Below are 25,329 nucleotides of genomic sequence, written 5' to 3'. Positions count from 1 at the left end.
TTTTTTGAAATTAGTAATAATTAATCAAAACTTTCTTGACCTAGTTTCTTCATGCGTGGTTTATAAAACACATGATAGCTAACGCCTAAAACAACTAGCCACAATGGACTAACATAGAGTGCTTTCAAAGTATCTGGCTCTAGTGCCAAAATCACTAAAGTAAACAAGAAAAATGCAATGACAACATACGCCATCAACACCCCGCCCGGCATTTTAAAAGTCGATTTAGCATGTAACTCTGGACTCAACTTACGGTAACGTAAATAGCACGCCATGATCAGAAGCCATACACTAATAAATAGAATCACACAGAGTGAACTTGCCAAAGTAAATGCTTCCATCGTGTTAGGCACGAAGTACTGCAACACTGCCCCGCCCATAATGAAAATACATGAGAAGATTAAACCATTTGAAGGTACGGCACGTTTTGATAAACGTCCCAATGCACTTGGTGCCTGACCATCTTTCGATAAACCGAACAGCATACGACTGGTTGAAAACACACCGCTGTTCATTGAAGACATCACTGAAGACAGTACGACCAAGTTCATGATGATGGCTGAAACAGGAATACCCGCATTTAAGAACAACTCAACAAACGGACTTTTATCTGCACGAATATGATCCCAAGGTGTTACTGACATCACCACAAAGAGTGCCAACACATAGAATAGAATAATACGTACAGGAATCGCGTTAATTGCCTTCGGTAGATTTTTCTCTGGATCTTTCGTTTCAGCAGCTGTTGTACCAATCAATTCGACGCCAATAAAGGCAAATACGGCGATCTGGAAACCTGCCAAAAATCCGCTTACGCCTTTTGGAAATATGCCACCATGCGACCACACATTACTTACACTCACAACCTCACCATGCGGAGCTTGAAAATGAGTGAGGATCATGTAACCACCGACTCCAATCAGGCCAATAATCGCTAGAATCTTAATGAGTGCGAACCAGAATTCAACTTCACCAAACAACTTCACCGTAAGAAGGTTAAGCCCTAAAATGAATAGTACACAGCCTGCACTAATCATGGCTTGTTGTGTTGGTGAGAAACTGGCGCCTTCGGGCAGCCAGAAACTTAAATAGTTAATGACCGCAGAAAGATCGGCAATACCGACCAGTACCCAGCCTAACCAATAAGTCCAGCCTATATAGTAACCAGCCCATGGGCCAATCAAATCATATGCCATATCGACAAATGACTTGTAATGCAAATTAGCAAGTAGTAGTTCACCCAATGCACGCATAAGGAAAAAAAACATGCCACCAATTAACATGTAAATCACGAGAATTGAAGGACCAGCGAGGGAGATGGTTTTGCCCGAGCCCATAAATAAGCCGGTTCCAATTGCACCGCCAATTGCAATCATTTGTAGATGGCGATTATTTAATTTCCGTTGTAAATGATCAGGGGAGCCTGCCTCATCGGGATGATGAACCATTGTCATATTAGAAGTCCTTTTTATATTTTGCTTAACTTAAAATCAGCAACCTATAGGGAGAAAAACGAACCGTATATCGTGGGTTGCTGAGTCTATACCTCAGGACAAGATGTTCAAGTATATTTTTTCCTTAATTGATAAATCGTTTGTCCTGTTTTTTTAAGTCACATTATTTATGTACTGCCTTCACGGCAATTTTAATTAACATATCTGGATTCTCCAGATTAGCCGGAGTGTAGCATGTGATAATGCTAGATGTCGCTTTTACGCCCCCCTCTAAACTGCTCTATTGAGTTAAAAATAAACAACATTATTCCGATAAAAAATCGAAAGAAAATAAAAAAAGCCAATCATGTTTGATTGGCTTTTAATAAAACTTAATGATCGTTGACGAGTTCGCGTCCTAGTTTTTTCATGCGTGGTTTATAGAGCATATGATAGGTAACACCTAAGATAACTAACCATACTGGACTGACATAGAGTGCTTTCAATGTATCTGGCTCAAGTGCCAAGATGACTAAAGTGAAAAGCATAAATGCCAAAACGATATAACTCATCCAAATGCCACCGGGCATTTTAAAAGTAGATTTTTCATGTAATTCAGGACGTAATTTACGATAGCGTAAATAGCACACCATGATAAGACTCCAGACACTAATGAATAGAATCACACAGAGTGAACTTGCCAAAGTAAATGCTTCCATCGTGTTTGGAACAAAGTACTGAAGTACTGCACCACCCATAATAAAGATACAAGAGAAAATCAAACCATTTGAAGGTACTGCACGTTTTGATAAACGACCAAATGCACCCGGAGCCTGACCGTCTTTTGATAAGCCGAACAGCATACGACTGGTTGAAAACACACCGCTGTTCATTGAAGACATCACCGAAGACAGTACCACCAAGTTCATGATGATGGCAGAAACAGGAATACCCGCATTTAAGAACAACTCAACAAACGGACTTTTGTCTGCACGAATGTGATCCCAAGGCGTTACTGACATCACAATAAAGAGTGCTAGTACATAGAACAAAATAATACGTACAGGAATCGCGTTAATTGCTTTCGGTAAATTCTTCTCTGGATCTTTGGTTTCAGCAGCTGTTGTACCAACCAGTTCAACCCCGACAAAGGCAAATACGGCAATCTGGAATCCTGCCAAGAAGCCTTCTGTACCTTTCGGGAATAAACCGCCATGCGACCAAACATTACTAATGCTTGCAACAGTGCCTTGTGGAGCTTGAAAATGGCTGAAAATCATATAGCCACCCACTCCGATCAGGCCAATAATGGCTAAAATCTTAATGAGTGCGAACCAAAATTCAATTTCACCAAATAGGCGTACAGTCAGTAGGTTAAGACCCATGACAAACATCACACAACCTGCACTAATCATGGCTTGTTGCGTTGGTGAAAAGCTCGTGCCATCCGGCAGCCAGAAGCTCAAATAGTTAATGACCGCTGAAAGGTCCGCAATACCCACCAGTACCCAGCCTAACCAATAGGTCCAGCCCAAATAATAACCGGCCCAAGGACCAATTAAGTCATGAGCCATATCAACAAAAGATTTGTAATGCAGATTTGCAAGAAGCAACTCGCCCATTGCACGCATTAAGAAAAAGAACATTCCTCCAATAATCATATAGATTAAAAGAATTGAAGGACCTGCGAGGGAGATGGTTTTGCCCGAACCCATAAATAGGCCGGTTCCAATTGCACCGCCAATTGCAATCAGTTGTAAATGACGGTTAGACAGTTTTCGTTGCAGATGATCAGGAGAGTTTTCCGTATCTGAATGACGAGCCGTTGTCATATTAAAATTCCTTTTTGAATTCCTTTGTTAAGATCAGCAACCTATGGCGAAAATCGAACCGTATGCCATAGGTCACTGAATCTGTTCACCAAAAATGACTGGATAAACCGTATCTATCTTCCTTCTGTTAGATACATCATCATTTTCGGAGTAAAAACGAATTACTTTTGTGCTGCCGTCACGGCAATTTCAATTAACCAATCTGGATTGACCAAATCGGCCTGAATTGTGGCACGCGATGGAGCAACACACCCTTTTAACCAGTCAACCCAAATTGCATTTACGGTTGAAAAGTCAGAAAGATTTTTCAAATAGAGCTGTGCAGAGAGCAAGCGAGATTTGTCGGTACTGGCTAATGCCAAAAGTTCATCAATCGTTGCAAGAATTTCACGAGTTTGGCCTGCCACGTCTTGCTCGGTATTTTTAGGTACCTGACCTGACAGATAAACCACTTTGTTAAAAACAGTCACGGCGCTCATGACTTCGTTAGTGTTAATCTTTTGTATATCTGAATTAGACATTCGGATTTCCTTATACCTGATTAATAAATTGAACACGGGCGGTGACAGCACACATCAGTTCATAGCCCACCGTACCGGATGAAACTGCGACATCATCAATAGGTAAAACGACGCCTGTACTTGATTGGCCCCAAAGCACGACTTCACTGCCGACTTTGGCACTTTCAATACCTGTTAAATCGACTGCCAACATATCCATGCTCACGCGGCCAATTGTACGAGTGAGGACAGAGTCCACTAAAACAGGCGTACCTGTTGGTGAAATACGTTGATAACCATCGGCATAGCCACAAGCGACAATCCCAATTGTTATGGGTTGCTCTGCGACAAAGTTTGAGCCATAACCTACGCTTTCATTCGGCTCTAAATGCTGAACGGAAATAATTTCGCTGCGTAAGCTCATGGTCGGTTGTAAGCCCCAGTCCGCAATACTATGCGTCGGGTAGTCTGGCGAGCTGCCATAGAGCATGATGCCGCTACGTGCATAATCTGATTTGAGCTGATCTTGATAGCGCAAAATTGCCGCACTATTACTTACCGACCTTTCACCCGGTAAATCTTTTACAATTTCTTCAAAAGCAGTGATTTGATAATCAATACCCTGCTGGCCGAAACGATCACCATCTGCATCAGAAAAATGCATCATGTGCGTAATCTTGGATACGTTCGCCAAGTTGTTTAAACGTTCCCAAGCCTGAACATAGTGCTGTGGTTTAAAACCAAGACGGTTCATACCACTGTTCATTTTTAGGCAAACATCAAATTGAGCTGGATAAGGATGCTTTTCTACCCACTCGATTTGCGCTTCACTATGAATGGTGAAACTGAGTTGATACTGCACACAATCGAATAAGTCTTGAGGAGAAAAAATCCCTTCGAGCAATAAAATTGGACCTGTCCAACCTAGAGCACGAATTCGTTTTGCTTCATCAAGATCAAGTAAGGCAAAGCCATCTGCTGCTTTAAATGCTTCATAAACACGTTCAATTCCATGTCCATAAGCATTGGCTTTTACAACGGCAAAGACCTTACTATTTGGCATAGCCTTGCGTACCACCGCCAAGTTCTTTTGTAAGGCTTGACGGTGGATCACTGCGGTAATAGGACGAGGCATGATTACTTTCCTAACGTCCGTTATGCAGCATGTGCGTGTGAATAACGCTGAATTGAAAGACCATCTGTACTGATTTCAGTCTTATGATTCAATACGATGTCACTGATTAATTTTCCAGAACCACATGCCATGGTCCAACCTAAAGTACCGTGACCTGTATTCAAGAACAGATTTTTAAAGCGAGTCGCTCCAATAATTGGAGTGCTGTCTGGTGTCATTGGACGTAGACCCGTCCAGAAAGACGCCTGTGCCATATCGCCGCCCGGGAACAAGTCCTGAGTGACCATTTGCAAGGTTGCACGGCGGTCTTCGTTCAGACCTAAATTGAAACCGCTTAGCTCTGCCATACCGCCTACGCGAATACGTTGGTCAAAACGAGTAATCGCAATTTTGTAGGTTTCATCAAGCACTGTAGATTGCGGAGCAAAAGCAGGGTCAACAATTGGAATCGTCAACGAATAACCTTTCACAGGATATACAGGTAACTGTAGATCAAGTGGTTTCAGGAAATCACGTGAATAGCTACCAAACGCTAAAACATAACGGTCTGCGGTTAAGACCTTACCATTGACCTGAACGCCCTTAATTTCATCGCCTTCAACAATCAATTTTTCTACGTTTTGGTTGAACTGGAAGTTAACACCTAACTCTTTAGCAATTTGAGCTAAAGCATTGGTAAATAAATAACAGTCACCTGTTTCATCGTTTGGTAAATGTAAACCACCGACCAATTTATCTTGCGCATTTGCCAACGCTGGTTCTACACGACCAAGTTCATTGCCATTTAATAATTCGTAGCTTACGCCGCATTCTTGTAGCACGCTAATGTCACGTTGAACCGCTTCCATTTGTGCTTCTTTGCGGAATAACTGCAACGTGCCTTTTGCACGGTTTTCGTAATTAATGCCTGTATCTTTTCTAAGTTCACGTAAGCAGTCACGGCTGTACTCAGCCACGCGCATCATACGTTCTTTGTTTACAGCATAACTTTGCGGATTACAGTTTTTCAGCATTTGAGCCATCCACTGTAACTGCCACATGCTGCCATCTAAATTAATCGCAAGCGGTGCATGATGTTGAAACATCCATTTCACAGCTTTAAAAGGAATTCCTGGTGCTGCCCAAGGGGTAGAATACCCAGGCGAAATTTGACCTGCATTACCAAAGCTTGTTTCTTCAGCAGGACCTGACTGGCGATCGAGAACAGTAACCTCAGCTCCTTGTTGAGCTAGATAATAGGCACTTGCCACTCCAATAACGCCGCTACCTAAAACAATTACGCGCATTTCCATTCCCTCACGCACACCAGTTTATTTAACTAGTATATTTCTGCTTCAATAGTTTATTTCACTGTTTTTCAGGGTATAATCTAGGTAAATTTATGTTTTTCTCGCGAGAATTTTAAAAAAAGAGGAAATATCTATGCGCCCCTTAGATCGTATAGATCGCATGATTCTGGACATTTTGCAGCGCGAAGGACGAATTGCGATTAGTGAATTGGCATCGAGAGTCAACCTCTCTACCACCCCTTGTTCAGAGCGTGTAAAACGTCTCGAACGCGATGGCATTATCATGGGTTATTACGCCCGTCTAAACCCAGCCTACGTAGACCGTAACCTTCTCGTTTTTTTAGAAATTAAGTTATCTGCCAAATCTGGTGATGTATTTGACCAAGTAGCCAGAGACCTCGTTGAGATTCCTGAAGTACTCGAATGTCACCTCATTTCAGGTGAATTTGACTACCTTGTAAAAGCGCGTTTAAAAGAAATGAGCGCATACCGCCGCTTATTAGGCGATCTATTAAAGAAACTCCCCGCATCGGCATCGTCACACAGTTATGTGGTCATGGAAGAAGTGAAAGAAACTCTGTATTTAGATGTAAGCAAGTAAAGCGAGCATTATTGAACTCACTTTACTCACATTTTAGAAATTAGAAATATTTTAAAATCGAAATATGTTTATTTTGATGTTTGAACTTTGAGAACCACTTAACCGCTGGGTAGAGTGCAAAAGACAGTACAATTGTGATTAACCACAACATCCACACATGGCTGACCGATAAGTAATTTCCATAATTAGTTCCCCATACACTGAGTGCAAACACATACATCAGTTTCAGCACATATAAATGCAATAAGTAAAAGAACATAGGCACCGAGCCAAATACCACCAATGGTTTTAAAAATGAATATTGCTGCATACGTTCAAAAGCAACCAACACAATCAAACCAATTCCAACATTCAGCAAAATAAATAACAAAGACGGTGGATACTTGGTGAGGTTAAAAAAGCTCATCAAACTCAGTTGTAATGACTCAAAATGTTGCCACGGCTGATCACCATAGACGTTGATAAAACGCAGTAAAATAAATAACCCAATACTTGCCAAACCAAGGCTGAGTAAAGTGCGGCTTCTTTGCTTTGCTGTATATTTTGAACTAAAGAACTGGCCTAAAACGTAGCCTAATAAAATCACCCCAATCCAAGGTAAAACAGGATAGCTTGTACGAAGCTTGATACCCGCAAATTCAATCCAGCCACGTTCATGTAAAATGAACCATATATTCTGTAGGATGCCTTGTGAGAAGTGCACAGAATCTAGCAGGTTGTGCCCCAAAATAATGACCAAAGCTACACTAGCAAGAACTGGCAAAGGCAAACTTACACAACAAGCTAGCACCACCATGCTAATACCTATTGCCCAAATCACCTGTAAATAAATGACTTCGGGTGGAAAAGTTGCTGTCCATGCAAAATTCACAAGGGTAAGCTCTAACACAATTAAAAATAAGCCGCGTTTTAATAGAAAGGCACGCGTTTGTTGTAAGTCTTGTTTTTTTGATTGAAATAAAAATGCAGAAATACCCGTTAAAAGTACAAAAACCGGAGCGCAAATATGTGCCAATAATCGACTACCAAATAATGCTGGTTCTGTTACTGTTACGTCCATTGGATCGGTAACCTGTTTATGTAAATAGAAAGTTTCTCTTACATGGTCGAGCAACATAATGAGGATAACCAAACCACGCAATGCATCAATCGACTGTAAACGTTCAATATTCTTTTCTAAAGACATAGCAGTAATCAATAAAATAATGTAACGTTATACTATTACATTATAGTTCTTTTGTCTTTCATGGCTGATTATTTATGCAACACAAATTAGGATTGTTGTCTTCGTTGGGTCTATCATTTATATCGACATTCACTTGGGCAGAAGAAACGTCAACGGTACTTGAGACCATACGCGTTCAGGCTGAAAGCACTCAAGAAGGTGTGAGCCCAAATAGCTCGGCGACTAAATTTTCTCACGATGTTTTAGACGTACCTTTTAACCGTGCTTATGTTTCAAAACAAATGATGGAACAACAAGACGTTCAACGGATTGATGACGCATTAAGCTTGGTGAGCGGGGTTTTTCATCAAAACAGTTTTGGTGGCGGCTTTTGGGATAATTACTCTTTCCGTGGTTTTAGTACCGATCCCAATTTAGGTGCCGCTATGATCCGTAACGGCTTGAGTGTCAACCGAGGGATTAGTGCGCCAAAAGATGTTGTGAATATTGAATCTTTAGAGTTTTTAAAAGGGCCGATGGCAGCTTTATATGGCCGCGGCGAAACAGGAGGTTTGCTTAACCTCAATAGTAAAAAACCACAGTGGGAAAGAGAAAGTGAAGTTAACCTACGTGCCAATACTCAAGAACAATATCGAATTAGTCTAGAGCATACCGCGCCTATTAACGATGAACTGGCTTATCGTTTAGCAGTGGCTCACGAAGATAATCAAAGCTTCCGTGATCATGTCAGTAGTGAACGCTGGTTCTTTTCACCACAGCTCACATGGAAAATTTCAGACCAGACACAACTCGACTTTGACAGTGAATTTACGGAGCATAAAGGAACCTTTGACCGCGGTGTCAGCACCGTCAATCATCAGTTTGTGATGGACCCGAAAACCTTTACAGGTGAACCTGACGATGGCGATTTGAAAATAAAAGATTACTTTTACCAATTACGTCTGAGTCACGAGTTTAATACTGACTGGAAGCTAAATAGTGCTGTCAGCTATAAAGACGCCAAAATGGTCGGCTTTGCGACCGAACCTCGGCGTATGCAAGCAGATGGACGTACTTTAGAACGTCAACGTCGCTATCGTGATTATACAAGTGAAGATGTTCTGGCTCAGACAGAGTTACTTGGCAAGATTGATACTTCATGGGCTCGCCATGAAATTTTACTTTCAACTGAACTTGGTCAACTCGACTATAAGCAAAACCAGCTTCGTCGCAATCACAGCACAAGCTCAACAAACACAATTGATATCTACCAACCTGAATACGGCAAATATTTACCGAACTTAGCTCCGTTTACCAACACCAAAGAACAGCAGCGTTACTTTGCGCTTAATTTACAAGACCAGATCTTTTTTAATGACCAGTGGAGTGTGCTATTCGGCAATCGTTTTGATCAGGTCGAACAAGACTTTAAAAATCACCTGACTCAAACTGAAAGCAACCAGACACTTCACCAAAATAGTCCGCGTTTCGGAGTAAATTTTAAAGCCTCTGACCAATGGGCGTTTTATACCAACTATGGTCGCTCATTTGCCATGAATAGTGGTATGAACCGAAATGGACAGACTTTTGCTCCTGAAAAAGGCGAAAGTTATGAGGTCGGCACCAAATATAAAATAAACGACCAAAGTGTGCTTAGTCTGGCTTTGTTTAAAATGAAAAAGCAGAATGTACTCACAACCGACCCAGTCGACAGTAACTTTCAAACCGCAGCAGGCGAAGTGAGCAGTAAAGGAATTGAGTTCGACTTAAATAGTCAAATCACTGACCGCTGGTTCGTCAATGCCAACTATAGTTATACCGATGCTCAAATTGAAAAAGACCAAGACTTGGCAAAAGGCGCTCGTTTAAGCAATGTTCCAAAACACCAAGGCGCTGTAAGTACTAACTATGAGTTTCTACAAGAAGGTCCACGAAAAGCAGGCGTAGGTGCCAACCTTACTTATGTAGGCGAACGCAGTGGACATAATCTTGATAATGGCTTTAATTTACCAAGTTATACACTGGTCAATTTAAATGGCTACTATTCCCCATCTGACCGCTTACGCTATCAGCTGAATGTGAACAACCTGTTTGATAAAACTTACTATGTTTCAAGCTATAGCGATTTATGGGTTCAACCAGGGGAACCACTCAACGCTTCAATTTCGGCACAGTGGAAGTTTTAATTCATACATAAATAAAAAGCCCGAATTATTTCGGGCTTTTTTACTAGAACATGCCATTTTCATTGACGAGCGGGTCGGGCTGTACTTGGCCAATATCCCAAAACTCAGCAATTTTTCCATTTTCAAAACGACAAATATGAACCACAGCCAAAGTGGTTAACCCATTCATTTGCATTTCAAGTTTTGAATGCACAGCAACCAAATCGCCCTCTTCAATGACATGTTGAACATCAAAGACTTTGTTTGGAGTTTCAGCCGCGCTTTCACGCATTCCTTCCCTCAAAGAAGTTGCATCACCCGCATAATAAGGGTTGTGATGCTTGAAGTTCGGTGCGGTGTAATTGCTATAGGCTTCATCGACTTCACCAGCTGCGGCAAGCTCTAAAAACTGTACTGCAATTTGTTTTTGAGATAAGTTCATAATTATCTCCTACTCTTTATTTTAGACCTTATTGCAGCAGGTCATCTTCGTCGTCGCCTTCCTCGAAGACATAGGCCATACAGCCCCATCCATCATATTCGCCTTGAAATTTTTCAGCGATGCTAGCAAACCATTGTTCCAAATCAACAATATCTGAATACTCAGGTTCCATATTGACAAAGATGGTAATCACCCACTCGTTTGGCTCAACAGAGTCATCTTGGAAAAGTGAAACTTTTTGTTCTTGATAAAGTAAATACAGCGCACATTGCTCTGCATTCTTTTGATCTTGAAAAGCAATAGAAAATTCAATTTCATGCAGCTCGGTTAAATCGTCCCCATCTTCAGCCATTTGCCAAAGTACATTGCCGTTATCGTCATCTGGAAATTGTTCGTAGTCACGAGTCATAAAGTGATCCTTGTTGTTGTCGCAGTATTAATATTATTCGACATCAAGAATACCCGACTTTTATTGCAATTTGGGTATATATTCCGTTCCCAATTGCACCAAATTGAATTTTTAATTGTATATAAATTTTAAAAAGGCACCTTCGATTCAATCACCACATCCGTTCCATTTAATGGGTGTTGGAAAGCCAAATATGCGGCATGTAACGCCATACGGTTTAAGTGAAAACATTTAGGTTCAGGGTGATATAACTTGTCACCCATAATCGGATGTCCAATATGCATCATGTGGACACGTAGCTGATGCGAACGCCCTGTCACTGGTTCGAGTAAGACGCGGCTTTGATCTGTTTGGGCATCATAAACCAAAGGCTGAAATAAGGTTTTGGCATGTTTGCCCAACTCAAAATGCACGATTTGTCTAGGTCGATTTTCCCAATCGGTAATGAGCGGAACCTCGACGCTCCCTTCTTGATTTACTCGCCCTTGTACCACGGCAATATAGTGTTTTTTGACCGTTCTCGCCTGAAACATTTTACTCACCGCGACTTCTGCATCACGATGCTTTGCAAACATAAGCAACCCCGAAGTCGCCATATCTAGACGATGAGTCACTTTGGCTAAAGGGAACTTTTCAAGCACTCTTAAATAGGCACTATCATGATGTTCAGGTAAACGTCCCATTACCGACAACAAGCCCGCAGGTTTATCAACCACTATTAAATCGTCATCTTCAAATAGGATTGAAAGCGGATCTTGTGGCGGAGCATAAACAAAGTTGTCGTTTAAAGGCATTGTCGTAGAAACAGCAAGTGAGCATGGCGGCAGATCATAAAGAAATTTCCAATTTACCGCAAAATATTCTATAAAACTCACCATGTTCCACGTGAAACTCAGATTCAGTTTTTACCGTTTTTTATTCATTTCAGATAAAAGATCGAGCTGAATTTCTTGAATATGTGCAAGTCTTTCCCATTGATGTGATAAAAGATGATCCATTTTTTCATGTAAATGCCGAATTTCCAGTTCAGCTTTTAGATTAATTTGATAGTCATGTTGAGAACGTAAGCGATCTTTTGCCTCTTGACGATTTTGACTCATCATAATGACAGGTGCCTGAATTGCAGCTAAGCACGACAACACCAGATTAAGCAAAATAAAAGGATAAGGATCGACAGGATGCACTACCATCACTACGGTATTAAAAAGGATCCAAACCACTAAAAATAGCCCAAAACAAGTTAGAAAGACCCAACTTCCACCAAATGAAGCTATTTTATCTGCCAGTTTTTCACCCAAAGTCCAATTTTGATCGAACTCTGTCTCTGTATTACGAGTAATCAGTTCATGCCGTTGCATACTGCCAATCACTTCATTCTCCAAAGTTGTTAACTCACCCTTTTCTGAACGCAATAGTGATTGCACATATTTAATACGGTAGACCGCCAAATCATTGCGACAAATAAAGGTTGAAAAAGACCACTCCGGATAATCTTTCAAGATTTCTTCACCAATTACATCTCGAATGACTTCACCAGAGACCAGATCTTTTAAGGGAAAATTTTTTCCACAAACGGCGCATTGGCGATACTGGTTTTTATTGTCCATATTATTCAGCCCATTATTATGATAATAAGATTAGTATATAAACGATTTCGGCCTAACATATCGTAAATAAAAATAGTGCTCTAACCCAATATCTGTAAAGTGGCCGGTACTATTTTTCGGTGGGCAGGACTCACTGGCACCATATAGAGTCTTCCAAGCAAATTTTTAATATGCACTACTGTGGTTATGGTCAGTACTTGAGTCTTTTCATTCTTATAAATAGATAAAGTCACATTTAAATGTTTATCGTCATCGCCAACCACTAACTCATTTTCGGTACGCTGTAACAAGGTAAAAATTCCAATTCGATCACCAGCTACATATTCATTTTCTTTTTTATGCGCATCAATTTGCTTAAAACTTCCTAAATCTTTAAGCCCAATCTTTGAAGTAATTTTATTACGTAAATTCATACTCCATTCTATCCATTGAGGCGTGTGATGGAACAGTTTAATAAGTTGCTGAAATACATTCAGGTCTGGTTGGCCAAGCACAATACTCCACGAGTCGTGGAAGTAAGCATTGTTCAATTGGGATGAGATTTGGCTGTCATGCGGCAAGGCAGAAAGATAAGGCTTATTCATAAATTATATTCTTGTAAAGTATCGTTTTTATTATAGAGAATTTTTTAGGGTGTCAAGGGAAAACATCTATGGTTTACTTCAACAATTATAACTTTGTAAGTTAGAACCTTATGCCTATAAACTTTTGATCTATAGCGTCCTAAGCCGAATCGAGACCTTTTGGGTGAGTACACACTAACGTTATACGTTTTGGTGCATGCTACTCTTTTCGATCCCTATCACACCCTTGAGATATAGTTTAGCCAGCACCCTGCGGGATTGTTTTTCTAAGAACAGCTAATTTTAACTATTTTTGGAAATTTTTACGCCATTAAGTAAATTAAAAAGAATTTATTCCCATTTCATCATAATTAGTTAAATTTAAATTCCACTTTATTTGTATTTTACGGTTTATTTTACCAACTCATTAGCTATTTTTTATAGCATTGCATCAAAATATAAAAATTAAATCACCCTTCACTTCTTCAGTCATGAAGGGCAAAAATCTTTTATGAAGATATAAAACCATGCTTACGAGCACTGTAAACAGTGCATAACGCGATGAGAGCAAACACCAACATAATCCATGGAAAAGACGCTGCGCCAAGACTTTCAAGTAATCCCCCGCCAACCACTCCACCGAATGCGATAGCAAGATTAAACATAGTGACTAACATGGACTGTGCGACATCTGCCTCATGACCCGCAGTATTTGCTAAGGCTGTTTGTAATAATGTTGGAGCACCGCCAAAAGTTACTCCCCACAGCACAACGCCAGTTATAACTACAAAACTCGAAGAGCTGTAAGCACCTAACAGTGTTGTTGCAATAGCAAATAAAAATAAGCTTAAAAGCGTTATTTTTCTTAATGATCGATCGATAAACATCCCTGTAATGAGAATGCCTACAATTGAAGAAATACCAAATACAAAAAGTATCGTCTCGACTTTGTATGCCTGCCCTGTTGAAACTAAGAAAGGCGAAATATAAGTATAAAGAATGCTATGGGCTAATATCCAAAGGAATACGACTACTAAAACAGCTCTAATGCCGGGCATTAAAAGAACTTTTAAAATGGGCAACCTTTTTTGTGCTGACTGTCCCACAAAATCAGGAATACTAAAACGAATCCAGACAAATAAAATCAATGCCAGTAAAGACATTATCCAAAATACGCCACGCCACTCAAACAGCGTTCCTAACCAAGCACCTAAAGGAACACCAATCGATAAAGCAATTGGCTGCCCAACCCCAGCAATTGCTAAAGCTCGACCTTGATAAGATGCAGATACCATGCGCCTTACATAACCCGCTAAAAGCCCCCATATAACGCCCGCCGCCATACCTGCAATGAAACGAGCAATCAAAGTCAAAATATAATCATTTGATAAGGCAGTAATCGCATTAAATAAAAGTAAACCTGCAATAGCACTGAGTAACAAGGGTCTCCGATTCCAACTACGGGTAAGACTAATGAGAGGTATTGCCGCTAAAACTGAGCCCAAGGCATACACTGCAATAAGCTGCCCTGTGTATGCCTCTGAAATATTTAGCCCTTGACTGATTTGGGGCAAAAGCCCTGCTGGCATGGTTTCTGTCATAATGGTTAGAAAACCTGCAACAGTAAAAGCCAACAGTTTCCAAATCGGTAATTGAGCAGAGAACTCTTCACTTAACTGATGAGATGTTTCATCACTCTTAATATTCATAAGGGTTTACTCTCACCATGCTCTGCATAGCTATACGCTTGTTTTACAACGTTAGGATAGGAAGACATTTATTCTCCATGTGAACTAAAAATCGCCATTACGGAATGATCATTCCAGTTTAAGTTAAATAAAAACCTTAACTATTCAGCTCAACAATAGTTAAGGTTTAAATGAGTTTTATAAAACGTTTAAAGCAACCTCGACCACATCCATTAAAGATTGCTTTCTTTGTTTAAGCGGGCTGCCTTTGCCTAAAACACGCAAACCTTGCATAGTATTTAGAAAGAAACTTGCTAATGCACGTGGATTTTGAGTAGAAGCAATTTCACCAGATTGTTGAGCTTTAATTAATAAACTCTCTAAAGCATGCTGTAGTTTCTGTAGGTTACTTATAACAAATTGAGTGACATCTTCATCATGGCCAGCCAGCTCTAAACATGCATTTGCAACCAGACAGCCTTTGTGTTCTGCATCATTTAGCTCATCTTCAACTACATTAATCAGTAATTGCCGAATCAGTGCTTTTGGCGAGCCTGAATCAGACAACAACTTCACATTGTTAAGCGTGGTTAAAAGTTCATAGCGTTGTAACGCTTTTTGATAAAGCCCTTTCTTACTTTCAAAAGTACTGTAAAGGCTACTTCTAGATAATCCCGTACCATCGACTAAGTCTTGAACTGAAGTCGCTGCATATCCATGACGCCAAAAAACATGCATGGCTGCATCAGCAATTTCATCAGTTTCAAATTCTTTAGTTCGCATAAAACACACTTATTAGGAACGATCATTCCAATTAATTTATGATAGGAAGATAGAGAAGTCAAATTAAAAAATTATTTTATCAGCAAAGATTTTTTCAATTTGAAAATTGCGACTCTATATTTTTTATAAAATTAAAAATATTTAATAAAAGCTATGCTAGCTGGACCATTCAAAACCAACTGACTTAATTAGTATTTTTCATATTTTTGTCTTGTTCTTTCTGCATTATTTTTAGATTTAATTTTTTCGCTTGAATACATTATAAAAACATATTATAAACTATTTCTAACCAAATAATTGGTTTTTTGGAACTTTATAATGAACAACAATATTATAATTTTTGGTTATGGAACAGGTATTTCCAAAGCCATAGCACATAAGTTTGGTAAAGAAGGCTATAAAATCGGTTTAGTGGCACGTAATGCTGAAAAACTCGAAAAAGCCATTTTAGAACTTAAAACACAAGGTATTGAAGCTTACACTTTTACATGTGATTTAGCGGTTCTTGAAGATATACCAAACCTAGTTAAACGTATTAAAGACCAATTCGGAGAGATTAAAAATATTCATTGGAATGCTTTCCATGATATTGAAGGCAATATCTTAAAAACCCCTCCACTAGAGCTTACTAAAAGCTTTCATATTCGTGTTTCGAGCTATATTGCGACGGTGCAAGCTTGCTTAGGTGATTTAGAGAAGAATCACGGTAGCATTTTATCGACAAACGGAATTTTTGCTTTCGATGCAGTGGGCATCGATTTAGTTGCCAAAGAATATTCATCATTAGCAACTACGGCTGCCGCTCAATACAAAGCCACCAACTTGCTTGCTCATAGTCTCGCTGACTCAAATGTTTACGTGAGCCAAGTGATTGTGAATGGTTTCGTAGATGGAACACCGGGCGCACAAGATAAAAGCTACACAGTACATCCAGAAACGATTGCTGAGCAGTTCTGGTATTTACATCAACGAAAACAAGAAACTGTCTCTCTTTGCGGTGAAGCAATTCAAGCTGCCTAAATAATTTCTTATAAGAGAGGGAGCATAATTTATTATGCTCCCTCTACTTTTTAAATTTATAATTTTTTAATTACTTTCATACTCTGAAGGATCAATTTTGTATTTTTTAAATAAAATAGAGCGTACAGAATCATTTATACTGTCATCATATTTAATAATTAAATAAATATCTTTTTTAGTCAGAGGAATTTCTTTTAGTAAATCAGGCAAGTCCTTCGACCTTATACCACTGACTTCACTAGGTTGTTTTAAGATATCTGGATCTTGTTCTTCAAATTTAAAATCTACACCTTGCAAATTAAAGTAAACCATAACCCTTCTGTTCAAAGAGTCACTATCATCATATAAAACTGTCCCTGCTGGAAGAATTGTATATGGTGCATAGTTATCGAAATTTGATGCTATCCGCAAAGGTTTTTCTAGAACATGAATTTCGGGTGTTTTTGTACTTTTCCAGAAGGAATAGTTTATTAAGGACTGTATGATGAAAAGTAAAATTAGTACGGTAATTAATAAATTCTTTTTCATACTTATCTCTTATTTAAACCAAATAAAATCATATGATTAAATATCTTATTCATTTACAATGAATTCATAGGTCTTATCTAACTTCCCATCCCCACTAGCATAAAAACCCGCATATATATGAATCGTAAAAGTTCCCTTATACTTTGGAACTCCAGAAATTTTTAAATTATTATAAGCATCTGCTTCATTTTGATCTATTGACTCAATAGAGATATTCATATCACTAGGGAAATTAGTTTTAACTTCAAAAGAATATGGTATCACTCTACCACCTGATATTTTCAATTGCTGATTATATGCTTTTCCTACATAGGCTACGGGAAGACTATCAGGCTCAATTGTATATTCATGATTACAACCTGAAAATAAAATCAATAAAATTATTAAAAAATATTTATACATCCATTTTATTCTACAATAATTAATTTATATTTTTTATTCAGTTCATCACTACCACCGCCATAAAAACCTGTTGAAATATTTATTGTATATTCACCTTTATATTTGGGAATACCTTTAATTGAGAAGTCATTAAAACCGCTAGTATCATTGTTCGGTTGAATTTTCAATCCTAAATCATCAGGCATATTAGTCTCTATTTCAAAGTACTTATCCACTACTTTTCCGCCAGTAATTTTTATATTCTGGGAATATGATTTATTAACATGAGCTATAGAGAGCTCATTCGGCTGAATAGTATATTTTTCTCCACAACCAGCCACATTTAAAGCTATAAGGGTTAAACCTAATATCTTAATTTTCATTAAAAAAACTCCTTTTTTACCACCAACGAGAAAAATACTTTCTTTTCAAAATCATAAAGTGAAAGATTTTTTCTAAGTCTTTGTCTATTTTCACCCCATGTAAACATTTTTAATCTAACTTCAGTTTTATAGGGGTCGGCTGTACCGTCAATAATTTTTCCATTTATATCCTTTAATTTATCAGTCCAAACTATCCAATGATCTGGAAAAATTTGCGTTCCTGAACTAGTACCACTATCTAAAATACTTGCAGAAATCAAACTGATAACATAATAGTCTGCTCCAGCATACTGGTTCAGTTCATTCACTAAACTAGGGTTATATCCATTTATATAAAATGGAAAAGTTTTGACATCTTTAAAACCAGTGACTTTGAACCATCGTCCTAACTCCATCCAAGTAGTAATACCTGCCACTTCCTTATCTGGATCATTTAGCGATAAAGCTATATTTTCAGACTCCCTTAAACTAGCTAAAGTTATCCAATCAATTGGTGGAATTTTAGGAATATCATTTTTACGATAAAAATTTTTAACTCTTCGACTTCCATTGGGAGAGGGCTTAATTTCAAGTCCGCCTATTTTTGTACTACCATTTTCCCAAAGTTGCTTTACTGCTACCTTATATTTCACAGGACTTAAATTGAGCAGACAAAAAAAGTATGCTGCTGGGCCACATAATGAAGTAAAATCTTGATCTGGAAAAGGTTCATTTAATCTAGCTTGTAAACCTGCTTCAATTTGTATTTTTGAAAATGGGTCTTTCGCTTCCCCAGGCCTACAGCCAGGATCTATACATTGAAAAATTCTTTCTCTGCTCAAATTTAGCTGGAACGTATTTTTAGACTTACTCTCTTCAACAACTTTAGTGACCTTACTTGCTTCATTGTATTGCACTTTAGATATCTTATTATTTTGGCTAAAACTTGCAGAAGGATAAGACTCGATCTTATCTGGCACAATATAATTACTTAATACTAAAGCTTCTTTTCCACTGATACTCAATCGATATAAGTCAAAAAGAATTACACAGTCTCTTATATTTTCAATACCTAACTTACTACCATCTATCTCGGCAGATCTTGTTTGATAAAGATTATTTCCTACTTTTTTGAATTCCTTACTTGTAAAAAGTATCGAAGTTTCTGCCTTATTTTTTACGGTATTGTAAACGTACAATCTATACTTTAATAAGGTAGGTTTTACATTTGTTTCCAAAACAACATACGGATAATACTTTGCCATTATTATTTTTACTCTATATCAATTTTTTCATCTTTAAATAAATGAAGTGATATCTCTTCTGGTTGGTAGGATTTAAATAGATCTGTATATCCCTTATCATCCGTACGACCTTCTACAATATCTCCATTAGGTAAGAAAGCGATATATTTATGATTTGCAAAGTTATTGCCATCTTTATCTTGCAAAAAATATCTCAAGTTATATTTATTAATTTCTCCTAATACAGGCAACGCAGGAACATTTGCATTCGCACTCCCGCCCCCCATAAACAAATGCTGTCCAGCCTTCACCTCAAACTTACCGCCGGTGGTCATAAAAATGCCCGACCCAGTAATTTTGACTTGAGAACCGCCTGCGGTGAGTACAATTTCTTTGGCCGCTGTCGCCTCAATTTTGTCTTCTGCCGAAATAATCTGTACAGCTTTACGAGCAATTAAATCTGCTCCGTCACCTTGTGCTTGTATCTCAACTTTGCCTTTACCTGCATAGAGTCTTGCCCCTTCTTGAGCCGCAAAAAGGCTAATTTTATTTTGGGCATGCGCGATTAAATTCTTTTGGGTAGACAGATTAATGCTGTCTCCAGCAGTTTGGTTTATCTGCCCATCTGCGCTTACGTGAATATCTTCGTTAGTGCTTAGCGCGATGCTATTTGGGCTCGCCAACAACATAATCGCCTCTTTAAAGGATTTGGCTTTTGCGTTGTCTTGCTGCTCAAGTTTTTCAATAAAGGATTTTAGGTTTTCTAAATTTTCTAACGGGTCAGTTTGCTGATTTTTAGCTACTTCACTGAGTGCTTTGGCATTGTTAAGGCCGCCTTCTATTTGTTGTTTGGCCTCATTTGCATCGAGATGTACGCCTTGAGCTTGGTCTTGTTTATGAGTGCTAACGAGTAAACCACTGCCAGCTCTTACCGCTCCCCACTGGTCTGTTCTGAGTTCAAAACCTTCACCTCGGCCATCACTTTCCGCTTTGTCTTTTGGATGGCTTAAGTTACCCAAGTTGAGCTGACTGGCCGCATGGCTGCTTTGTAGCTGGGCACTGATTTGACCTGTGGTGTCATCAAAACGTAGCTGGTTAAAGCCTTTACCGTCGACTTCTTCGGAGCGGATACCACTGAGTTTTTTAGTGTCAGGTAGCTGGCCTTTCTGGTCGAATTGCGTTGGGTGACGTTCAGCTTCATGAATACGGCCCACAACAAATGGACGGTCAATGTTGCCGTCAAAGAAGTCGATCACCACGATCTCACCCACACGAGGCAAGAAGCGTGCGCCATAACCTGCACCTGCCCACGGGGTCAGTACATCGACCCAAGCCGAGTCAGTGTCATTGTCGTTACTTCCTGCTCCACCGTCATGGCTATGGTCGTCAGTTCGGGTAAACAGGAAACGGACTTTAATGCGCCCCCACTGGTCGACATGGATGCTTTCGCCTTCCAGTCCTACGACTTTAGCACGCTGCGGGTGGGCAGCTGGACGGTGTTCTAGCGGGCTATATTCAGGGACAGCTTTAATATTACGTCGAACAACATTCAGCTCAGCAAAGTGGCGTTGCTCAGGGTTTTGGTTGTCGAGTTGAGCTGCCTTGAGTTTGTCTTTTGGCAACAGACGCTCAAGTTGCTGTTGTAATTCTTTCGGTAAATTATTCTGGTTGTAGTAGTGCTTGCTTAAAATTAAGAATTCTTTATCAGCACTGTCATGTTGGTCGAGTTCTGGGTGGTCATTGAGTTCAAACCAATAACCCACTTGTGCATCACGGACGTTACCTGAAACGGTAAATTGTTTAGAACTCAGGTGATGGTAAGCATTGATATGCTGGTTAAGCTGTTCAATCTGGCTATTGCCTGAAGCTGTAGCTTGGTCTTCGCCATTTAAGTCCTGCATCCACGCTGGGCTAACATGCCATGCATCTTCAAGGTTTAGGCTGGCATTGTCATAGTGTTCGCTGTGTTTCTGCGTGCCTTGTACGCTACCGCTGCCTTCTTCTTGTTGTAGGGCATCGGCTTGCCAGCGTTGCACATGAACCGAAGTTGGTTGTAAACGGCGCTCAGCTTTAACTTGGGTAATAGTATCGAACTGCTCTGTGGCACTGCTGCGCTGGTAGCGTAGGCTACGACGTTCAAGCGCCTGATAATTTTGGTTATCGTCAATTAAACGTAACACTTGTGGCTGAATGGAAGCATTCGGATCCGCTACTAAAAGCTGTGATTCGTCGACTAGCCAGTTAATGCCCTCGCTACGCCACAGACGGGTTAAAAAGTCATAATCGCTTTCGTTTGACTGCATCACAAATGGACGCACATCGTAATCTTTGGTTAAGCCAGATGTGTCGAGCGTTAAGCTTGAAGCAAACAGTGGGCTTTTGCCCTGCCATTCTTTAAATAGAATTTCGCTAATATCGCGCACGCTTTTATTCATAAACACGCGGCTATTACGACGTTTATGCCAAAGTGCAGTTGGGTCTTTTAAGGTTAAATTATAAATCGTGAGTGAGCCGTCGCTTTGCCCTTGGCTCGCTTCAGTAATAATGCCTGTAGTTCTAAAAAATTGGCCTGCATCCGTCACCTGATCGACGGCAACCTGACAGCCAATAAATTGTTTTAATGCAATATGTGCGTTTGTCGACAGACACAGTAATTCAGCAACGCTGCCCTGATTGAGCGTATGCTCGCCTTCAACACGTTGTAAGAAGACTTGCTGATTTAAAGACTGATTTGAGAATTGGATATGAACAGCGCGATTTTGTGAAACAAGGCCTAAACGCTCCAATATACTCGACACACTCATCTGCATTTTTATTATCAATCAAACTTATATTTAGGCCGCATTTTAATTAAAAAAAGACTAATCTGTCTATCTATACTCATTTTCAAAATGTAACTAGTCTAAATATGCGGTTTTAGGTTAATTTGTTATTAAATGGGTATTTAATCCGTAAAATTTACTCATTTTAAAGTGCTATAAACCACCTAAAGATATTTAATATTTTCCTTTTATATTCAAATAGATATTAAAGAAAAATAAATATTTAAATTAATAAAATTCAGGATGAGATATGAAAATAAAAAAGTCTGCTTTTTATATATTTACGGTGATTTTTTCACTTCATTCTCCTGCATTTGCTGAACCGAGTGTGGCCGATATTCAATATCGTGCAGAACAAGGACAAGCTGTTGCTCAATATCATTTAGGGATGATGCTTTTAAGCGGCGAACAAGGTGTGGTTAAAAATTATGAACAAGCGTTTAAATGGTTAACCGCGGCTGACCAAAATGGAAGCGTGGGGGCAAAATATAGTTTAGGAATGCTGTATTACACAGGTACGGGTGTCGAAAAAGATCCCAAGCGCGCTTTTGATTATTTCACCAAAGCTGCGGCCAAGGGCCATGCTAAAGCGCAATATAACTTAGGGGTGTTATATGACAGAGGGGAAGGAACTGCGCAAGACTATGGAAAGGCGTTTGAGTGGTTCAGTCGTGCTGCCAACCAAGGCTACCCACCCGCAGAATATAATTTAGCTCATCTATATAAAAAAGGTCACGGCGTCGCTCAAAGCGATGAGCAAGCCCTTAAGTGGTACACCAAAGCGGCTGAGCACAATGAAAGCGATGCTCAGTACAACTTGGCCCAAATGTATTTAAATGGTGAAGGCACGCCGAAAAACCTACAACTGGCAAAGAAATGGTTTCAGCAAGCTGCCGATGCAGGCGATGCAGATGCCAAAAAAATGCTTAAAAGTTTAGAATAAGACAACCATCTTTATAATATTTTATTTATAAGATGATGAATCTCTATTATTAACAACATTACACTTATAACTCATTTTATTATTTATTTTTTCTAATTAAATATAAATATTAATTCTATTATTTTAAAAATACATTTAGTTTTATTATTAAATCAAAAATATTCTAAATATTAAATTGACGTAATTAAAATCACCGATTATTATCTCGTTGCTGGCCTACATTGCCAGTCGGTTATGACAGACCGCGAATAACAAAGACGATGTGCAAAATTCTTATTTTGTGTGTCGGGAACTCGTTCGCCCCCTTTTTCTCTATGGTAGGGCGGAAGGGGGACACCTTTGTGTGTGCTGGTTCCTTTGTTTCCAGTCTGTCAACCCTCTTTCGTTCTACCACCATAAATTAATTCGCGGTAATCTGGTGGTAGGACTCCATTTTTTAAGGAGTTGGCCATGACACTTTTCAAAATTATTCCCTCTTTAGATTAATTATTTTATTTATTTAAAATTTAGGTTTTCTATTGTCTATTTTTTAAATTTATAAATTATTTTTATTTTAAAAATTTAATTATTTTATTTTCCTATATGCATGGGAGGATTAATTATTACCTAAAAATTATTTTAACCCTTAAAACCAATTATATTTTTATTCTACTCATAGATATAAATCATTATGAGAATAATATGACAATTTATAAATCTATTTTGGCTTTAAGTTTGGTTGTAGCGAGCTTGGAAATTTCGGGTTGTAACTTACACACCCAACAGGAATTTGAAAAAATTTGCCTATCGGGTGGGCACAGCAAAACCAGTTGTGAATGTATTTATCAGCGACTTGAACAAACCTACTCACCCAAGCTGATGCAGCAGCTAGAACATGTCAGTTTGCAAAGTCCTGTGGGAGAACAGGACTTTGCCCCTACTTTTCTGAGCATCATGCAGCGGTGTGACAAAAGTAGTATGGGTTAAGCGTTTGGCTTGGCCCCTCTATCTCTGTGTTGCAATGGTTTATTACTTTAAATCAGCGCAAAAGATTAAGGTCTGTTGCGGCGCAGGGGCCTAAAGAAGAATATTTTTAAGAAATTTGAACTCTTATAGTTTAGATATTTCTATACTCAGCTCATTTTTAACGATAAAGTCATGTTTAATAATTAATATTTTTTATCATTAATATCATAGAGCTAATAAAAATGAGTTTTTATACAGAATTACAAGTCCGTTATACAGATTTTGATACGATTGATTTATCTACTGAAAAGCAAAAGATCCTAGAAATATTAACGGAGGATTCAATCCACGAAGATGTTTATGACGCTTTAGTAGATGCCTTTTCTGATGGTCAGGCAGGCCTTAATGTCGATCCCGTTTATTGCTTACAACTCATAGAAAAAATTACCGCTCTATTTCCAAATGCGAATTTTGAATGTCGAGGGTTAGGAGAAGAGTATTTCTATACATGGATTCTTTGTGTTGAAAATGGGCAGATCATTTTTAGCAGCAAGCCTTGGGAAACTGAAAATCCGTTTATATAAGAATAACCCTACCCATTCTTGTACGTTTTAGCCTACAAGCTTTTAGGGATTTTGCGGATTGGCGACATCCCTCTTTTTTCCTATGATGAGTTCATACAGGAACAGGATGTTCCGGAACACAAAACAATAATAATAGGTTCATACACCAGGAGCGTGAGATACGACAGGAGTCATATCTAGTACCCAAATACGAAAAAGCCCAACAGGATGTTGGGCTTTTTTTATATCTGAATATTTAGGGTTTAAAAATTTCAGGCAAGCTATCTGCAAGAATATGAGGAATGTTATTTGGGTAAACAATCTCATCTGTTTGGCTTAGTTCATCAAATGTCCACCAACGACTTTTACTAATCACAAGCTTTTCATGTTCTGACCAGTTTGCTGTATTCACTTCTTCATTTTTAATAAAAACAATAAAAAGCCTTTCTTCAGAAATCACAACTTCTGCACTCGGCAACATCATTTCAAAATTGCGTGTTGCAACATGAGTGCCTACATTTTGTCTGACTGCGCCCAACTCTTCATAAAGCTCTCGGCAAGCTGCTTGTTCGAAAGTTTCCCCGTCTTCAAGCCCGCCACCTACGGTTGCCCAATATGATTGTCCAGCCAATGCATCATTTGTATGAGTAAACTGAAATAACAAAATTTGATGATTTTCATTAAGAACTAATAATCTTGAAGATTTTCTAATACGCATTTGATTTTTTTCTTAAAGTAACAAGGGGGCTATTATTCATATTCACTTTGAAAAGTTAAATTATTTCTAAATGTACGCTTTAACCTACAAACTTTTAGGGATTTTGCGGATTGGCGACTTCCTACTTTTTTCCTATGATGAGTTCATACAGGAACAGGATGTTCCGGAACACAAAACAACAATAATAGGTT

24 protein-coding genes and 1 pseudogene are annotated in these 25,329 nt (G+C 38.9%); 6 read left to right on the top strand and 19 right to left on the bottom strand.

Annotated elements, in window-relative coordinates; all coding sequences use genetic code 11:
• Positions 1-20: 20 nt before the first annotated feature.
• From I7H67_RS15080 to I7H67_RS15060, 5 genes are all read right to left on the bottom strand, one after another.
• Positions 21-1,448, bottom strand: coding sequence for an amino acid permease (locus I7H67_RS15080; protein WP_081399393.1), 1,428 nt, complete (start codon positions 1,446-1,448; stop codon positions 21-23).
• A 377-nt stretch (positions 1,449-1,825) separates the two neighbouring features.
• Entirely contained in the window at positions 1,826-3,265 is a 1,440-nt protein-coding gene (locus tag I7H67_RS15075) for an amino acid permease (protein WP_151989259.1), read from the bottom strand.
• 161 nt (positions 3,266-3,426) lie between these two features.
• Positions 3,427-3,786, bottom strand: a complete 360-nt coding sequence (locus I7H67_RS15070; protein ID WP_198308199.1) for a RidA family protein — start codon at positions 3,784-3,786, stop codon at positions 3,427-3,429.
• Between the two features lie 10 nt (positions 3,787-3,796).
• Entirely contained in the window at positions 3,797-4,900 is a 1,104-nt protein-coding gene (alr, locus tag I7H67_RS15065; protein ID WP_198308198.1) for an alanine racemase, read from the bottom strand.
• A 20-nt stretch (positions 4,901-4,920) separates the two neighbouring features.
• On the bottom strand, positions 4,921-6,186 hold the full coding sequence (locus I7H67_RS15060; RefSeq protein ID WP_004795376.1) for a D-amino acid dehydrogenase: 1,266 nt from the start codon (positions 6,184-6,186) through the stop codon (positions 4,921-4,923).
• A 136-nt stretch (positions 6,187-6,322) separates the two neighbouring features.
• On the opposite strand from I7H67_RS15060, the gene I7H67_RS15055 reads away from it, so the two are divergent.
• Entirely contained in the window at positions 6,323-6,790 is a 468-nt protein-coding gene (locus I7H67_RS15055) for an Lrp/AsnC ligand binding domain-containing protein (RefSeq protein WP_001247568.1), read from the top strand.
• A 40-nt stretch (positions 6,791-6,830) separates the two neighbouring features.
• On the opposite strand, the gene I7H67_RS15050 is transcribed toward I7H67_RS15055, so the two are convergent.
• Complete coding sequence (locus tag I7H67_RS15050) at positions 6,831-7,976, bottom strand: DUF1624 domain-containing protein (protein WP_198308197.1); 1,146 nt, start codon at positions 7,974-7,976, stop codon at positions 6,831-6,833.
• 74 nt (positions 7,977-8,050) lie between these two features.
• On the opposite strand from I7H67_RS15050, the gene I7H67_RS15045 reads away from it, so the two are divergent.
• Positions 8,051-10,141 (top strand): TonB-dependent receptor, encoded by a 2,091-nt coding sequence (locus tag I7H67_RS15045; RefSeq protein WP_198308196.1) that lies wholly within the window; start codon positions 8,051-8,053, stop codon positions 10,139-10,141.
• A 43-nt stretch (positions 10,142-10,184) separates the two neighbouring features.
• Here the strand turns inward: I7H67_RS15045 and I7H67_RS15040 are convergent, their stop codons facing one another.
• The 7 genes from I7H67_RS15040 to I7H67_RS15010 form a co-directional block, all read right to left on the bottom strand.
• Positions 10,185-10,562, bottom strand: a complete 378-nt coding sequence (locus I7H67_RS15040) for a nuclear transport factor 2 family protein (protein ID WP_192836837.1) — start codon at positions 10,560-10,562, stop codon at positions 10,185-10,187.
• Positions 10,563-10,590: 28 nt separating this feature from the next.
• Positions 10,591-10,971, bottom strand: coding sequence for a ribonuclease E inhibitor RraB (locus I7H67_RS15035; protein ID WP_004795383.1), 381 nt, complete (start codon positions 10,969-10,971; stop codon positions 10,591-10,593).
• A 128-nt stretch (positions 10,972-11,099) separates the two neighbouring features.
• On the bottom strand, positions 11,100-11,765 hold the full coding sequence (locus I7H67_RS15030; RefSeq protein WP_198308206.1) for an RluA family pseudouridine synthase: 666 nt from the start codon (positions 11,763-11,765) through the stop codon (positions 11,100-11,102).
• 111 nt (positions 11,766-11,876) lie between these two features.
• Positions 11,877-12,578 (bottom strand): DUF1003 domain-containing protein, encoded by a 702-nt coding sequence (locus tag I7H67_RS15025; RefSeq protein WP_045436953.1) that lies wholly within the window; start codon positions 12,576-12,578, stop codon positions 11,877-11,879.
• A gap of 80 nt (positions 12,579-12,658) precedes the next feature.
• The gene (locus I7H67_RS15020; protein ID WP_198308195.1) at positions 12,659-13,162 is read right to left on the bottom strand and encodes a DUF2867 domain-containing protein; all 504 of its coding nucleotides are present in this window, start codon (positions 13,160-13,162) and stop codon (positions 12,659-12,661) included.
• A gap of 488 nt (positions 13,163-13,650) precedes the next feature.
• Positions 13,651-14,850 (bottom strand): MFS transporter, encoded by a 1,200-nt coding sequence (locus I7H67_RS15015; RefSeq protein ID WP_198308194.1) that lies wholly within the window; start codon positions 14,848-14,850, stop codon positions 13,651-13,653.
• Between the two features lie 177 nt (positions 14,851-15,027).
• On the bottom strand, positions 15,028-15,612 hold the full coding sequence (locus tag I7H67_RS15010) for a TetR/AcrR family transcriptional regulator (protein ID WP_198308193.1): 585 nt from the start codon (positions 15,610-15,612) through the stop codon (positions 15,028-15,030).
• Between the two features lie 318 nt (positions 15,613-15,930).
• On the opposite strand from I7H67_RS15010, the gene I7H67_RS15005 reads away from it, so the two are divergent.
• Entirely contained in the window at positions 15,931-16,632 is a 702-nt protein-coding gene (locus tag I7H67_RS15005; protein ID WP_198308192.1) for an SDR family NAD(P)-dependent oxidoreductase, read from the top strand.
• 66 nt (positions 16,633-16,698) lie between these two features.
• Here I7H67_RS15005 and I7H67_RS15000 read toward each other — a convergent pair whose 3' ends face one another.
• The 5 genes from I7H67_RS15000 to I7H67_RS14980 are packed head-to-tail and all read right to left on the bottom strand — an operon-like array spanning position 16,699 to position 21,957.
• On the bottom strand, positions 16,699-17,160 hold the full coding sequence (locus I7H67_RS15000) for a hypothetical protein (protein WP_198308191.1): 462 nt from the start codon (positions 17,158-17,160) through the stop codon (positions 16,699-16,701).
• Between the two features lie 45 nt (positions 17,161-17,205).
• A complete protein-coding gene (locus I7H67_RS14995; RefSeq protein WP_198308190.1) occupies positions 17,206-17,562 on the bottom strand; it encodes a hypothetical protein in 357 nt (118 codons plus the stop codon).
• A gap of 5 nt (positions 17,563-17,567) precedes the next feature.
• A complete protein-coding gene (locus I7H67_RS14990) occupies positions 17,568-17,924 on the bottom strand; it encodes a hypothetical protein (protein WP_227602589.1) in 357 nt (118 codons plus the stop codon).
• Complete coding sequence (locus tag I7H67_RS14985; RefSeq protein ID WP_198308189.1) at positions 17,924-19,168, bottom strand: hypothetical protein; 1,245 nt, start codon at positions 19,166-19,168, stop codon at positions 17,924-17,926. The genes I7H67_RS14990 and I7H67_RS14985 overlap by 1 nt, the downstream gene beginning before the upstream one ends.
• Before the next feature lie 8 nt (positions 19,169-19,176).
• Entirely contained in the window at positions 19,177-21,957 is a 2,781-nt protein-coding gene (locus I7H67_RS14980; protein ID WP_198308188.1) for a DUF2345 domain-containing protein, read from the bottom strand.
• 262 nt (positions 21,958-22,219) lie between these two features.
• Here I7H67_RS14980 and I7H67_RS14975 point away from each other — a divergent pair, with 262 nt between their 5' ends.
• The 3 genes from I7H67_RS14975 (at position 22,220) to I7H67_RS14965 (ending at position 24,441) form a co-directional block, all read left to right on the top strand.
• Positions 22,220-22,912 (top strand): tetratricopeptide repeat protein, encoded by a 693-nt coding sequence (locus I7H67_RS14975; protein ID WP_198308187.1) that lies wholly within the window; start codon positions 22,220-22,222, stop codon positions 22,910-22,912.
• Positions 22,913-23,593: 681 nt separating this feature from the next.
• Entirely contained in the window at positions 23,594-23,878 is a 285-nt protein-coding gene (locus I7H67_RS14970) for a hypothetical protein (protein ID WP_198308186.1), read from the top strand.
• A 221-nt stretch (positions 23,879-24,099) separates the two neighbouring features.
• Positions 24,100-24,441, top strand: a complete 342-nt coding sequence (locus I7H67_RS14965) for a hypothetical protein (protein WP_198308185.1) — start codon at positions 24,100-24,102, stop codon at positions 24,439-24,441.
• A gap of 235 nt (positions 24,442-24,676) precedes the next feature.
• Here I7H67_RS14965 and I7H67_RS14960 read toward each other — a convergent pair.
• Positions 24,677-25,178: pseudogene (locus tag I7H67_RS14960) on the bottom strand (NUDIX hydrolase).
• Positions 25,179-25,329 lie beyond the last annotated feature (151 nt).

Source organism: Acinetobacter sp. ACIN00229 (assembly GCF_016106645.1).
GTDB classification, from domain to species: domain Bacteria; phylum Pseudomonadota; class Gammaproteobacteria; order Pseudomonadales; family Moraxellaceae; genus Acinetobacter; species Acinetobacter oleivorans.
The sequence above is the reverse complement of the archived record's forward strand: the minus strand, read 5'-3'. Positions and strand labels throughout refer to the sequence as shown.

Bases quoted from the DNA above. Each gene is read 5' to 3' on its own strand.
- I7H67_RS15055 (WP_001247568.1), top strand. From the start codon at position 6,323: ATGCGCCCCTTAGATCGTATAGATCGCATGATTCTGGACATTTTGCAG.
- I7H67_RS15050 (WP_198308197.1), bottom strand. From the start codon at position 7,976: ATGTCTTTAGAAAAGAATATTGAACGTTTACAGTCGATTGATGCATTG.
- I7H67_RS14980 (WP_198308188.1), bottom strand. From the start codon at position 21,957: ATGCAGATGAGTGTGTCGAGTATATTGGAGCGTTTAGGCCTTGTTTCA.
- I7H67_RS15035 (WP_004795383.1), bottom strand. From the start codon at position 10,971: ATGACTCGTGACTACGAACAATTTCCAGATGACGATAACGGCAATGTA.
- I7H67_RS15000 (WP_198308191.1), bottom strand. From the start codon at position 17,160: ATGAAAAAGAATTTATTAATTACCGTACTAATTTTACTTTTCATCATA.
- I7H67_RS15005 (WP_198308192.1), top strand. From the start codon at position 15,931: ATGAACAACAATATTATAATTTTTGGTTATGGAACAGGTATTTCCAAA.
- I7H67_RS15070 (WP_198308199.1), bottom strand. From the start codon at position 3,786: ATGTCTAATTCAGATATACAAAAGATTAACACTAACGAAGTCATGAGC.
- I7H67_RS15030 (WP_198308206.1), bottom strand. From the start codon at position 11,765: ATGCCTTTAAACGACAACTTTGTTTATGCTCCGCCACAAGATCCGCTT.
- I7H67_RS15020 (WP_198308195.1), bottom strand. From the start codon at position 13,162: ATGAATAAGCCTTATCTTTCTGCCTTGCCGCATGACAGCCAAATCTCA.
- I7H67_RS15045 (WP_198308196.1), top strand. From the start codon at position 8,051: ATGCAACACAAATTAGGATTGTTGTCTTCGTTGGGTCTATCATTTATA.
- I7H67_RS15010 (WP_198308193.1), bottom strand. From the start codon at position 15,612: ATGCGAACTAAAGAATTTGAAACTGATGAAATTGCTGATGCAGCCATG.
- I7H67_RS15060 (WP_004795376.1), bottom strand. From the start codon at position 6,186: ATGCGCGTAATTGTTTTAGGTAGCGGCGTTATTGGAGTGGCAAGTGCC.
- I7H67_RS14985 (WP_198308189.1), bottom strand. From the start codon at position 19,168: ATGGCAAAGTATTATCCGTATGTTGTTTTGGAAACAAATGTAAAACCT.
- I7H67_RS15080 (WP_081399393.1), bottom strand. From the start codon at position 1,448: ATGGTTCATCATCCCGATGAGGCAGGCTCCCCTGATCATTTACAACGG.
- I7H67_RS14970 (WP_198308186.1), top strand. From the start codon at position 23,594: ATGACAATTTATAAATCTATTTTGGCTTTAAGTTTGGTTGTAGCGAGC.
- I7H67_RS15015 (WP_198308194.1), bottom strand. From the start codon at position 14,850: ATGAATATTAAGAGTGATGAAACATCTCATCAGTTAAGTGAAGAGTTC.
- I7H67_RS14975 (WP_198308187.1), top strand. From the start codon at position 22,220: ATGAAAATAAAAAAGTCTGCTTTTTATATATTTACGGTGATTTTTTCA.
- I7H67_RS14965 (WP_198308185.1), top strand. From the start codon at position 24,100: ATGAGTTTTTATACAGAATTACAAGTCCGTTATACAGATTTTGATACG.
- alr (WP_198308198.1), bottom strand. From the start codon at position 4,900: ATGCCTCGTCCTATTACCGCAGTGATCCACCGTCAAGCCTTACAAAAG.
- I7H67_RS14995 (WP_198308190.1), bottom strand. From the start codon at position 17,562: ATGTATAAATATTTTTTAATAATTTTATTGATTTTATTTTCAGGTTGT.
- I7H67_RS14990 (WP_227602589.1), bottom strand. From the start codon at position 17,924: ATGAAAATTAAGATATTAGGTTTAACCCTTATAGCTTTAAATGTGGCT.
- I7H67_RS15025 (WP_045436953.1), bottom strand. From the start codon at position 12,578: ATGGACAATAAAAACCAGTATCGCCAATGCGCCGTTTGTGGAAAAAAT.
- I7H67_RS15040 (WP_192836837.1), bottom strand. From the start codon at position 10,562: ATGAACTTATCTCAAAAACAAATTGCAGTACAGTTTTTAGAGCTTGCC.
- I7H67_RS15075 (WP_151989259.1), bottom strand. From the start codon at position 3,265: ATGACAACGGCTCGTCATTCAGATACGGAAAACTCTCCTGATCATCTG.